Origin of the sequence: Streptomyces sp. LHD-70 (assembly GCF_031157275.1) — a bacterium.
Classification (GTDB): Bacteria; Actinomycetota; Actinomycetes; order Streptomycetales; family Streptomycetaceae; genus Streptomyces.
The window spans coordinates 151,680-163,522 of sequence record NZ_JAVIFW010000015.1 but is presented as its reverse complement, the minus strand read 5'-3'; the positions used below and the strand labels follow the sequence as shown (position 1 = coordinate 163,522).

Sequence of the window (11,843 nt, the reverse complement as noted above, 5' to 3'; positions counted from 1 at the left end):
CACGTGACGGGGCCGGAAGAACAGAGACCCGATGAGGCACTCGTCTCGTCGGTTGTCCGTATCAAAGGGCTGGACGGCCAGCCCATCGGCGCGGGCTTCCTCGTCGCACCTGATCAAGTCTTGACCTGTGCTCATGTGGTGACATTCGCCTTGAGCCGGTCCGACACGGATCAGGAGGCAGTCGGAGCCTCAGTCACGCTGGACATGCCTTTGGACCCGCGCTTGGCGGGGCCGACCTGGACCGCTCAAGTGGAGCACTTCGTTGCTGAACAGCACGACGGCACGGGGGACGTGGCGCTTCTTCGCCTGCAGACAGTCATCCCCGGTTCCCGGGCGCTGCCGATGGTCGAGCCCAAGACCGCATGGGACGACGAGGTCGGCATCGTGGGGTTCACCAGCACCTCGACAGGCGGCATATGGGTCAAGGCGAAACTCAGCGGTCCCACAGGGGAAGGACGACGACAGTTTTCCCGAGCCGACGGCGAGACCGCGTACGTAGAAGAGGGCTTCAGCGGTAGCCCCATCTGGGATCCGCGACACCGTGCGGTAGTCGGGATCGTCTCAGTGGCCCAGCCGGGGCGCCAGGCCCAACAAGCGTTCGCGATCCGCAAGGACTCTGTGGTCCGGGACATACCCGAGCTCGACTCAGCCCTGTCGCCCGCATCACCCTTCCTCGGTCTGGAAACCTTCCAGGAAAGCCACTCGCACGTGTACTTCGGCCGCAAGGACGATGCCGAGAGAGTGGCCAGGGCGCTGGCCGATCATTCGAGCGTCACCGTGTATGGGCCTTCAGGGTCGGGCAAGTCGTCGATGGCCCTCGCTGGTGTGGTGCCGAGTATGCGAGCGGACGGGTATGACGTCCTGGTGGTGAACGCTGGAGTCGTTGGCTCGCCGCTGGTCGCGCTTGCCAACGACATGTACGAGGTCCTCGTCGTCAGGAGGCAGCGGCACGAGCCAAAGCGAGCACGGAGTGCCGGCGAAGTGCAGGCGTGGCTCACAGACTTGGGGCTCCTGGACACGCTCCACCGCTTATGCGGGAAGGCGGGCAGAAAGCTTCTCCTCGTACTCGATCAGGCCGAAGCACTCCTGGCCCGGGAAGATGCCGAGGTTGCCGAACTGGTCCGCCTGCTCTTACCGGAGAGTCGGTCGGCCACGGGATTGCGTGTGCTGCTCACCCTCCGGGCCGATTTCATGGACGAGGTCCTCAAGCATCCACATCTCGGTCCCGCGCTCCGGGACGGCGTGACCCTGCCGCTGACACCGATGTCTCGGGAGCAGCTGCGAGAGGTGATCAGCAAACCACTCGAGCAAGTCCCGGGCGTGACCTACGAACGGGGTCTCGTCGACCGCATCCTGGACGACGCTGGCAGCGGTCCGGGAACACTGCCGCTCCTCGGCTTTGTCCTGCAGAGGCTATGGGCGGACCAGGAGCACGGGCAGCTTCGTCTCGCGGCGTACGAAGCAGCTGGTGGCGTCTCCGGCGCACTGGCAAAACATGCTGAAGAGGCCTGGTTGCGGTGCCTCGGAAAGCAAAACAAAACCAGCGAAGGAGAGCGACCGGGAAAGGTCGGGGAAGCCGCGCGACGCAAGGAAGCCGAAGCACGGCAGCTTCTCACCGGGCTGGTCCGCGTACTGCCCGGCAGCCCGGCCCCGCTGCGCCGCAGACTCACTCGTCAAGAAGCCGGCGAGACGCGGTGGCAGATCGCGAATTGGTTCGCCGGACCCAAGTGGCGACTCCTTGTCATGCACGGAGGACAGGGGGAGCAGGAGACCGTCGAGCTCGCCCACGAGGCACTGGTCACGGTCTGGCCGGCCCTCCAGGATCAGGTGCGAGCTGACAGTGAGTTTCTGGCGGGGCGTGCGGAACTTGGCCATGAACGCGAGCGGTGGACGAAGGGGGGCCAGGCACCAGGGCTGCTTCCTGGTGCACTTCAACTCGATGCGATTGAGAAGCGACTAGGTAACCGAGAGGATGAACTCGGCAAAGAGGAACGAGACTTTCTCAGGGTCGCGCGGGAGCGTCGCCAGGTGCAGCGCAACCGTGGCCGCGCCGCGTGGATCGCGGTCTCTGTGGTGTTCGCACTGATCGCCGGGCTCGGTACGTTCCTCGTCTACCAGTCACGCGTCAGCAGTCAACGCGAGGCAGAGTCACGATCCCGCCAGCTGGCCACCTTCTCAGCCGAGGTGGCGAAACGGGATTCGGGACAGGCCGCGCTGATCGCCATGGCGGCATACGAGATCGCACCGACCGACGAAGCCCGCAACGCCATGCTCCGCCAGTACGACCAGCTCAAGGACGCCGCATGGGTGCTGAGCGGGGCTCAGGGGAAGATCCGGAGCGCGGCGTCGAGCGTGGACGGCATGGTGACGCTCGTGGTGACAGACAACGGTCGCGCCACGCTCTTCGTACGCCAGAGCGGGGGACGGGTTCAGCGACTCCAGCTCAGCCTCGACGAGATGGCCTTCCTGCCGCTCGTCAGCCGCGACGGACAGCGGATCGCGTATCTGTCGGCGACAGGTGCGGTCGTCTGGCACGACGTCGACCACACAGCCAACAAGCCAGACAGTCTGCTTGGGGCGGCGCATACCCTGCGCTCAAAGGAGTTCAAGGCCATGGCCAGCCTGGCTGAGGTGCTGGGCGATGACGACGACCTCATGGCGTTCTCACCCAACGGCAAGCAACTGGCCACGGTCTCCAGCGATCGGCTGCGGCTGTGGGATCTGTCCACGGAACGTCACCGAGATGTGCCCGGCCAGGTGCCTGCGAACGTCGAGGCCGTGGAGTTCGGCCAGAACCAGAACACGCTCGTGGTCCGAAGCCGCTCCCGTACCAGCAAAGCCTCTGTGTCAACCGTGGAAGTGGGCACAGGGAAGGTCCGCAAGCTGGCAGACGATGTCAACACAGGAGGGTTGTACGGCTCGCCCGTCGGCCTGTCGGGGGACGGCACCGTCATGGTTGTCTGCCGCGAGGCCGCCGAGGGCGAAGGCAAGGTCTACCAGGCCTTGCGTGTCACGGACGGGCGGGTGCTGGGCAGCTACACCGATGAGAGAGAAACCTCTGGCTGTGAAAGCATCGCCGTCGACGAGGCGGGTGAACGTTTCGCGGCGAACGAATTTGACACGTGGACAGTTGTCGACATTCGGCAGGGGCGGCGCGTGCAGCAAATCAAGACTCGTACACCCGAGATGACGGTCGGCCGCCTTTTCCACGACGGACGTCAGCCGCTCGTGCTCACGGTTGCCGAGGACAAGAACACCCTGACCGCTCTGCCGCTCACCCCCAGCGATGTCGACGGCAGGGATATTGTCGTCAACACGCCGCGACTGATCGACGGTGGGAAGACCATGGTCGCCCGCGTCAAGCCTCAGGACAAACCTGCCGTCGACGAGACTCTCGCGCTCGTCGACGCCTCCTCCGGGCAGGTGAAGGCCGAAGCGAAGCGGCCTGATACACCCCCGTCACTCACCCTGACCGCTGCACACGCACTGGCGGTCAACGATGGGGAAACCCTCGTGGCGGACGTTGTTGACAGCAACAAGATCATTGTCCGGCAGATCCCGTCCCTGCATAAGGTCGCAGAGATCACCACGCTCTCGCCTCCCGTCAGCGAGAGAGGCAATGCGGAACCGCTGACGCTCGGCTTTCTCCCAGGGGGCGACGAACTCCTGACGCTCTCCGGCAGCCGGATCGAGCACTGGAACGCCAGGACCGGCCATCGTCTTTCCAAGACCATCGACGCCCGCAAGCTCAACCTGAGCAAGAAGAACCCGCCCGCCTTCGGCTCGACTGAGAGGGCCACTGATTCGGGCTTCGCGGTGAACGGCAGCCCAGAAGAGGGCCACATCCAGATCATGATCTACGGCGACCCGGTCCTGCACACCGTCAACCTGCGCACAGGCAAGGAAAACCAGACCCAACGCATCCGCCTCGGCCAGGACGTCGAGCGGGCATTCCTCGACAGCAGCGGACAGCACGCAGCCGCGAAGACACCGGGCGGCATGCTGGAGCTGTGGTCAGCGGAGACTGGGCAAGAACCGACCCGATTGGTCGGCCCACTCGGTCCGCTGGGTGCGAACCGCACCTTTACCGGCGACGGCTTCACCTTCAACTTCACAGGCAGAGACGGCGAGTTCTACTTGGCTAACGGAAGCTCGGTGCGCTTTCAGCAGCTATCTGACTCCAGCCATGCAACGACCTACGACTTCGTGACGAACCAGTACTTCTTGGCCGCAACCAAGGACGGCAAGACCTTAGTGCGGGTCCTGTCGGAAGGCGGCTTCGGAGGTAACGATGGCCGTGGACGCCTGGACCTAATCCGCCTCGACCCCGAACTTTGGCAACGCCACCTGTGCGACGCCATCGGTCGCGACCTCACCCCGGACGATCGCCGTGGCCTGCCCGCCGGACTCCCGGACAGGATCTGTCCGGCCTGACTGCCGCGCGTACGTCGACAGGCGGTCCGCTACCGCAGATGGGCTCGTTGGGTTGGAGCCGCTCGGCGAGCCCACCGGCCTGGCTGCGCTCAAGGACCACCTCCGCGGAGCCGTGCTGTGGATACGCAGCCTCCCGGCGACCACGTGATCTCAACTCCTGGTCGCGCCCGAGGCGTCTGCGGGTCGGCCCGTTCGGGTCCCGCCTGGGGACCCGAACACCGAGCCTTACCCGGGTGGCCTCACTTCCACGGGTCGGTGAACGACCGGCCGGGCACCGGCTTGGCGATGAGCGCTACGGGGATGAAGAAGTTGACCTGGCCGATCGCGAACATCAGCGTGGCGAGCGCCTTGGCCTCAAAGTGCTCGGCTGCCTGCGCATACAGCTCGTTGGAGACCCTCTCGCCGTCTGCGGACGGCTGAAGTACGGCTTCCACGAGTGCCAGCGCGGCACGCTCGGGACCTGTGAAGTACGGCGAGTCCTGCCAGGACGCCACCGACGTGATCCGTTCCTCCGACTGCCCGGCCTTGCGCAGGAAGCCCGTGTGCAGGACGGTCAGGTAGGTGCTGCCGACGATCTGACCAGCACGCAGCTGGACCAGGCTGATCGTGGAGCGCGGTACTGACCCGTTGCCGGTGACTCTGAACAGTGCCGCCGACACCTCCGCCAGCTCGGGAACAAGCTCCGCGGGGTCCTCGGACATCCGCGGAACCATGGGGACCTCCGCCGTGATCGAACGTGTTTCCATCGCCATCTCCTTCGGGCCTTCAACTTGCTGTCACTGGCCTGACGGATCGCGACGGAGAAATGTGACATGACCAACGGAAGACAGTCGTTCTTGGTCAGGCAGAGGCTGACCCAGCATGCGGCGGGTTGTCGTGCCGTACGCCGCCGGCCGTGTCAGGCCGGGAGGATTTCCTCCAGGGCCTCCACGACCTCGTACGAGTCCGGGGTGGTCTGCGGGGAGAAGCGGGCAGCGACCGTGCCGTCGGGGGCGATGAGGAACTTCTCGAAGTTCCAGCGGATGTCGCCCTTGTGCCCGTCCGCATCCGCGGTGCGCACGAGCTTCGCGTACAGGGGGTGTCGTCGGGGGCCGTTCACCTCGACCTTCTCGGTCAGCGGGAACGTGACCCCGTACGTGGACGAGCAGAACGCGGCGATCTCCTCGGGGGTTCCGGGTTCCTCCGCGGCGAACTGGTTGCAGGGGACGCCGAGGACGGTGAAGCCCCGTGCCGCGTACTTCTGCTGGAGCTGTTCCAGCTCGGCGTACTGGCGGGTGAGGCCGCACTTGGAGGCGACATTGACGACGAGGACGGCCTTGCCGCGGTACTGGGCGAGGTTCGCGGGGCCGCCTTGGAGGGCGTCGATCCGGACTTCGTAGAGGGACATGCCGGAGATGCTAGGTCTCGTCCCTGCCTGCACATGAGGCCGGGTCGGCGGCGGCCGGGGCGGAAACCGGAGTGGAGGCGGCCGGGTCGGAAACCGGAGTGGAGGCGGCCGGGTCGGAAACCGGAGTGGAGGCGGCCGGGTCGGAAACCGGAGTGGAGGCCGCCGGGTCGGAGGCCGGCAAGTCCGTTGTCAGTGGGCGCTGTTACGTTCTGTGACATGACCGATCACGCGTTGCAGCTGCTTCGGCGGGACCGCCGCCTGGCCGAACTGGCCGCCTTCCCCTTCGACTTCGACTTGGACCGCGCCGCCCAGGGCCACGTCGAGGAGGTCCGTCTCGCCTCGGGCGGGCCGCTGGAGGTGGTTGCCGGGGACGACACGGGCGGCACGTACTTCGTGTGCGCGGACGGCTCGGTGCTCTACGCCGACTCGGAGGGCGGCGCGGGGATCATCGGCTCCAGCGTCGACGAGGCCCTGGAACTCGTGATCGGCCTGCCCGGCTGGCACGACTGCACGCGCCTGTCACCTGACGACGGCGAGGAGAAGATCCTGGCGCGCGTCACGGAGATCGAGGACGAGATCCGTGAGGTCTACGGAATCGACGAGGAGCGGGCCGAGCTCCGCGCGGCGCTGGGCTTCCCGGACCGCTCCCCGGCCGAGCTGGTGGGCAGACTGCGCGCCGCGCTGCTGCGCACCGAGCCCGACTTCGTGCTGCTCAATGCGGACGAGGGGTGTGCGTACCTGCTGATAGGCCCGGCAGGCCCGCCGTTGTGGGAGCGGGTGCTCGCGGCGGGCCGCGCCGACCTCGCCCGGCTGCGGGAGGGCGAGCGCACGGTGTGGCGTGACGTCGCCGAGGACCCGGTGCGGCGCCGGATCACCCTGCGGGCTGCGCAGTTCGACCGGGCCGAGGGCGATCTGGAGCTGCTGCTGCATCTGTTGCGGCACGAGACGGAGTCGTCGATGACGGACGAACTGCGGCTCGCCGCCGTGCTGGTGGGGCTGCGCGGGGACATCGGGGATCTGCCGCTGCTGCTTGAGGTCCGGGAGACGGATTTCGACACGGCGTGCGGCCTGGGCGACCTGCCGGAACCGGGTGCGAGTGCCGACGAGTTGCAGCGGTGGGCGCGAGCGCTCGACGAGTCGATGTTCGGGACGGACCCGTCGGACGAGCCGCTCTCCACGTGGACCGACCTGGCCCGGGACCAGGGGATGACGGAGCTTGCGCGGGTGGCGCTGATCCGCGAACTCGACGACATCGTCATGGACCAGAGCAGACTCCGCCGCCCCGAGGCGCCCCGCACCCTGGCCACGGCTCCGCTGAGCGGGCTCGCCCGGGACTTCGAGGAACTCGGCGACCTTCCGCAGGCGTTGCGCGCCCAGCGTCTGTACGCCGCTCTTCAGGAGACGGCATGGGACCGCGCCTCGGCCGGGCGCACCCTGGCCCGCCTGGAGCGGGAGGCGGGCCGATTGCCGCAGGCGGCCGACAGCCTGGCCGAGGTGCGTGCCGCCCTCGCCACCCCGGGCGACGACTCCCTGCGCCACTGGCAGCAGGTCAACCTCGGCCGCTGGATAGCCGAGGAGCACTACCGCCTCACCTGCGCCTTCGCCGACGCGAACCGTCCCGAAGAGGCCCGCACCCTCCTCACGGCCGCCGACGCCGTACTCGCCGAACTCTCGGAGAACGCCGCGAACGACGTCTGCGACCTCGCCGAGCGGACGACTGCGAGAGTGGGGGAGGTCGGCTGAGACCGGGCGCTGTGGGCGGACGGTCCGCATGGCCACAACGACGAGGCGATCACCTGCCGCATGGTCTTGAGGCTCAGCTTCAGTCCCCAGGAGGCGCAGCTCTCCAGCTAGTGCCCTGACCGAATAGGTCCACCGGGTTGGAGGCGTAGGAAACGGTCCCCGGAACACGCCTCCCCTCGAAAATCCAATAGTCACGATGGCTGGGAGCGAGAAGAATCCCTGGTCATGAACCTACTGACTCACTGGCCGCTTGCGGGCCTGCGGTTGACGACACCGCGGCTGGAGCTTCGGTTGCCCAGCCTGGATGATCTCGCCGCGTTGGCTTCGTTGGCAGCCGCTGGTGTGCATGATCCGGCGGTGCAGCCGTTCACCGTGGCATGGACCGATGTCGGGCCCGAGCAGCGTGCTCGCAGTGTCCTGCAGTACCACTGGCGCTGCTGGGGTGAGTGGCAGCCGGAGAACTGGGAGCTGAACCTGGCGGTCGTGCGAGACGGCATTGTCGTGGGTACACAGGGCATCGGTGCCCGGGACTTTTCGGTTCGTCGTGAAGTAGGCACTGGCTCCTGGCTGGGCAGGGCCTATCACCGCCAGGGCCTGGGGACCGAGATGCGTGCGGCTGTCCTCCACCTGGCCTTCGCCGGACTCGGCGCACAGCACGCTGTCTCTGGGGCATATTCAGACAACGCAGCCTCGCTGGAGGTTTCGCGCAAGCTCGGCTATCACGAGGACGGCATTGAACGTCATGCCGTACGCGGTGAGCCCGCCGTGCTGCGCAGGCTCCGCCTCACTGCTGAACAGTGGCAACAACACCAGCTGGTCCCGGTGAAGATGGAGCGACTGTCGGAGTGCCTGCCATGGTTCGGCCTGGTGTGACCGTGTAGCGGCTTGGAGACCATCCCGGGTGGTCTGTGGAACGACGAGCCCAGGCTGCGGCAGCGTTGTAGGTCAAGTCGCAGTGGCAAGCGGCCGCCCGCCCCACCGGATGCCCTTCTCACTGCGGATGCGGGCGCGCTCGCGGCGTTGAGCAGCGAGGACGATGGGGTGGCGGGCGTTGGCGTTGCGCCAGCGCAGGTAAGCATGGAGGGCCCGCGTCTGGGCGGTGTGGTTGCGGTGGTGGGAGTTGGCCAGGGTGAACTGCCGCAGCGGGCCGAAGTGCGCCTCGATCGGGTTGGTTCTCGTCGATGAACTCGATGGTGGTGTCGTCGAAGTGGGCGTTCGGAGGTGGTGTGCTATCACCCGAACCGCTGGCGCAGCTCGCGCTTGAGGACCTTGTGGCTGGGCCCCAGCGGAAACGCGTCGACGAACTCGATCCGTCGCGGATACATGTGCTTGGCCAAGTGCTGCCTAGCCCAGGCGGTGACGTCCTCGGCCGTTGGCGCGGGAGCGGCGTGCCGGTCGGCGATGAGGACGGCGCAGACCTCCTCGCCGTACGCAGAGTCGGGAACGCCGATGACGGCTGCCTCGGCGATCCCGGGGTGCCGCAGCAGCACCTCCTCGACCTGGCGCGGGTAGACGTTGAAACCGCCGCGGATGATCAGGTCCTTCTTGCGATCGACGATGGAGATGAAGCCATCGGCGTCCTTGCGGCCCAGGTCGCCGGTGCGGAACCATCCGTCGACGAGCGCCGCCGCGGTGTCCTCCGGTCGGCCGAGGTAGCCGGAGAAGACGTTGTGGCCGCGCACGACGATCTCGCCGAGGTCCCCGAAGGGCAGGAGCTCGATCTGCTCCTCCAGGTCGGCGCGGGCGATCTCGACCTCCACGCCCCACACAGGGTGGCCGACGGTTCCGGCCCTGGCGCCGAAGTCGGGTTGGTTGACGGCCGTGGTGGGCGAGGTCTCGGACAGGCCGTAGCCCTCGTACACCTCGGTGTCGAAGACCTCGTTGAACCGCTCCAGCACAGTCACGGGGAGCGAGGCGCCGCCGGAGATGCACAGACGAAGCCGCGGCAGGGCGCCCGCTGTGCGGGCGGCCTCCAGCAGCCGGATGTACATCGTGGGCACGCCGTGGAAGGTGTTGACGCCCTCGCGGACCATCAACTCGACGGCCGCGGCGGCATCGAAGCGCGGCAGCAAGACGAAAGTGGCGCCCGCCCGCCAGGTCGAGTTCATGCTGACGGTCTGCCCGAAGACATGGAACAGCGGGAGGGCTCCGAGCACCACGTCGTCGGGGCGGACGTCATTGATATCGAAGGCGTTGACGGTCGCGTTCATGACCAGATTGAGGTGGCTGAGCCCGACCCCCTTCGGCACTCCCGTCGTGCCGCTGGTGTAGAAGACCACTGCCAGATCCTCGGCGGCGCGGGGGGTGTAGGACGGCAGGGGTTCGACGGTTTGGGCGAGGTCTTCGAGCCGACCGTCCGAGCCGGCCACACTCACTTCCGGGCCGAGGGCGATCATCCGCACCCCTGCCTCGGCGGCAGCCTTGCTGCCCGTGTCAGTCTGGGCGGCGTGGCACAGTAGCAGACGGGCTCCGCTGTCCCGCAGCACGTGCGCGGCTTCCTCGGCCGTGAGCAACAGGTGCACAGGCACCACCACAGCCCCGGCGGCGAGGATCGCGTAGTAGGCGCGTGGGAACTCAGCGGTGTTCGGGGCCATCAGGGCCACCTTGTCGCCGGGGCGGACGCCCAGTCTCGTGAGCGCGGCTGCCTGGGTGCGGGCCTGCTGCCACAGTTCGGCGAACGTGATCCGCAGCTCATCTTCCACGAGCGCGGGGTGATCCGGGCGGCGCCGGGCCGCCTCGGCGAGGACTGTGGCCAGGGACAGATGCGTCATTCGTAGCTCCTCCGGATTGATTTGGTTCATCAGGTTGTTGTGAGGGGTGGCGTGGCGGCAGTGCCGGTCGATCGCTACAGGGACGCAATCGCCGGCCCAGCTCGCGCTTGCGGACCTTTTGCTGGGGCCGAGCACGGGGTTTGAAGATCAGCGTGACGTTACGTCAGACCAGGTCGCCACTGATCTTGGTGTAGCCACGCTGGCGCCCGCCCTCGCTCAGAGCCGGCCGGTCAGGGACTGCAGCGCGAGGGCGGTCGCGGCGACGGCCACCCAGAGGATGCCGCCCAGGGCCAGCGGGCGGGCCCTCGCGGCGCGGATCAGCGAGGGGTGCAGCCCCAGACCGATGCCGGCCAGGGCGACCGTGACGAGGAACTGGCCCGACTAGGCCAACCCGGCTGCCACGAGGCGGGAATCAGACCCGAGGACGAGGCCGCGGCCGTGACCAGGAACCCAAGAACGAAGAGAGGCAGAGCGGCGCGGACCGCTGCCCGCCGATGGGGCCACCGCCAGCGTGTCAAGCAGCACCGGGATCTCGCCCAGGAGTTCTACCGCCTGGGCGGTCCGTTCGTCGTCGACTTCGGTTATGGAGGCGGTGATGGTGCATTGCGCCCGCGCAGTTGCATTCAGATTGCTGAGCCCCCATTGGGGCTGATGACCTGTCCAACTAGGTAGTGTTCATCGCTCGCAAGGTGCCGTACCGTCGCGGCATACTCATCGACGGTGCCGAAGCGCCCCGCGGGGCAGCCCTGCCAGAGACGGTTACGGCCAGCCTCGCCGATCTGTTCCAGGTACTCGTTGAAGGCCGGTGTCGCGACGCCTCCGGGCGCCATGGCGTTGACGAAGATGTTGGCGCCTGCCACTTCCATCGCCACCGAGCGGGTGAAGGCGATCACTGCGCCCTTGCTCGCACTGTAGTGCGGGCTGTGCGCGCTCCTCGACGAGATGCCGGCGATCGATGCGATGTTGACGATGCGCCCGTAGCGCTGCGGCTGCATCAACCTGAGTGCCTCACGGGTGCAATAGAACACACCATGCACATTCACGTCCCAGTAGCGCTGCCACTCCTCGTCGCTGATCTCGCTGGTGAAGCGCAGCGAGTCGCGGGCCATGGGTGTGTGCAGGTAGGCATAGAGCTGGTTGCGGCGCTCGGTGTCGGTCGGCCTGTTAGGGGTCAGCGCGGCGTTGTTAACGAGCACGTGAACGGAGCCGAAGTGCTCCACCGCGGCGGCGAACATGTCGGTGACCTCGGCGCTCGACGACACGTCGCAGCGCACTGCAAGGCAGTTGGCGCCTGCGGCCTCGACCTCTTGGCGGGCCTCAGCCAGCGATGTCTCGTTCACGTCGCAGATCACGACGTTCGCCCCTTCACGCGCCAGCGTAACTGCAATCGCCTTGCCCAGGCCCGGCCCAACCCCGGTCACGAGCGCGACTTTGTTTGCCATGTGCATAGCGGTCTCCTGAAGAGATGGGAGCGTGCCCGGGAATGAAGAGATGGGAGCGTGCCCGGG

Annotated in this window: 7 protein-coding genes and 1 pseudogene; 3 read left to right on the top strand and 5 right to left on the bottom strand. The window is 67.2% G+C overall.

Annotated features, from left to right (window positions below; all coding sequences use genetic code 11):
• Nucleotides 1-3 precede the first annotated feature (3 nt).
• Entirely contained in the window at nucleotides 4-4,434 is a 4,431-nt protein-coding gene (locus RCO28_RS27360; protein WP_308943936.1) for a trypsin-like peptidase domain-containing protein, read from the top strand.
• Nucleotides 4,435-4,673: 239 nt separating this feature from the next.
• Here RCO28_RS27360 and RCO28_RS27355 read toward each other — a convergent pair whose 3' ends face one another.
• On the bottom strand, nucleotides 4,674-5,180 hold the full coding sequence (locus tag RCO28_RS27355) for a carboxymuconolactone decarboxylase family protein (RefSeq protein WP_308943935.1): 507 nt from the start codon (nucleotides 5,178-5,180) through the stop codon (nucleotides 4,674-4,676).
• Nucleotides 5,181-5,332: 152 nt separating this feature from the next.
• Nucleotides 5,333-5,821 carry a glutathione peroxidase gene (locus tag RCO28_RS27350; RefSeq protein ID WP_308943934.1) on the bottom strand — a complete coding sequence of 163 codons (489 nt, stop codon included), beginning with the start codon at nucleotides 5,819-5,821 and terminating at the stop codon, nucleotides 5,333-5,335.
• A 216-nt stretch (nucleotides 5,822-6,037) separates the two neighbouring features.
• On the opposite strand from RCO28_RS27350, the gene RCO28_RS27345 reads away from it, so the two are divergent.
• Entirely contained in the window at nucleotides 6,038-7,564 is a 1,527-nt protein-coding gene (locus tag RCO28_RS27345) for a hypothetical protein (RefSeq protein WP_308943933.1), read from the top strand.
• Between the two features lie 225 nt (nucleotides 7,565-7,789).
• Nucleotides 7,790-8,437, top strand: a complete 648-nt coding sequence (locus tag RCO28_RS27340; protein WP_308943932.1) for a GNAT family N-acetyltransferase — start codon at nucleotides 7,790-7,792, stop codon at nucleotides 8,435-8,437.
• A gap of 72 nt (nucleotides 8,438-8,509) precedes the next feature.
• Here the strand turns inward: RCO28_RS27340 and RCO28_RS27335 are convergent.
• The 3 genes and pseudogenes from RCO28_RS27335 to RCO28_RS27325 all read right to left on the bottom strand — a co-directional run.
• Nucleotides 8,510-8,734 (bottom strand): annotated as a pseudogene (locus tag RCO28_RS27335) (IS630 family transposase); the annotation flags it as partial.
• 62 nt (nucleotides 8,735-8,796) lie between these two features.
• A complete protein-coding gene (locus tag RCO28_RS27330) occupies nucleotides 8,797-10,335 on the bottom strand; it encodes a long-chain fatty acid--CoA ligase (protein WP_308943931.1) in 1,539 nt (512 codons plus the stop codon).
• Between the two features lie 623 nt (nucleotides 10,336-10,958).
• Complete coding sequence (locus tag RCO28_RS27325) at nucleotides 10,959-11,783, bottom strand: SDR family NAD(P)-dependent oxidoreductase (RefSeq protein WP_308943930.1); 825 nt, start codon at nucleotides 11,781-11,783, stop codon at nucleotides 10,959-10,961.
• Nucleotides 11,784-11,843: the final 60 nt, after the last annotated feature.

Excerpts from the sequence above, each read along its gene's own strand:
- RCO28_RS27350 (WP_308943934.1), bottom strand. The coding sequence starts at position 5,821 with ATGTCCCTCTACGAAGTCCGGATCGACGCCCTCCAAGGCGGCCCCGCG.
- RCO28_RS27355 (WP_308943935.1), bottom strand. The coding sequence starts at position 5,180 with ATGGAAACACGTTCGATCACGGCGGAGGTCCCCATGGTTCCGCGGATG.
- RCO28_RS27345 (WP_308943933.1), top strand. The coding sequence starts at position 6,038 with ATGACCGATCACGCGTTGCAGCTGCTTCGGCGGGACCGCCGCCTGGCC.
- RCO28_RS27325 (WP_308943930.1), bottom strand. The coding sequence starts at position 11,783 with ATGCACATGGCAAACAAAGTCGCGCTCGTGACCGGGGTTGGGCCGGGC.
- RCO28_RS27330 (WP_308943931.1), bottom strand. The coding sequence starts at position 10,335 with ATGACGCATCTGTCCCTGGCCACAGTCCTCGCCGAGGCGGCCCGGCGC.
- RCO28_RS27340 (WP_308943932.1), top strand. The coding sequence starts at position 7,790 with ATGAACCTACTGACTCACTGGCCGCTTGCGGGCCTGCGGTTGACGACA.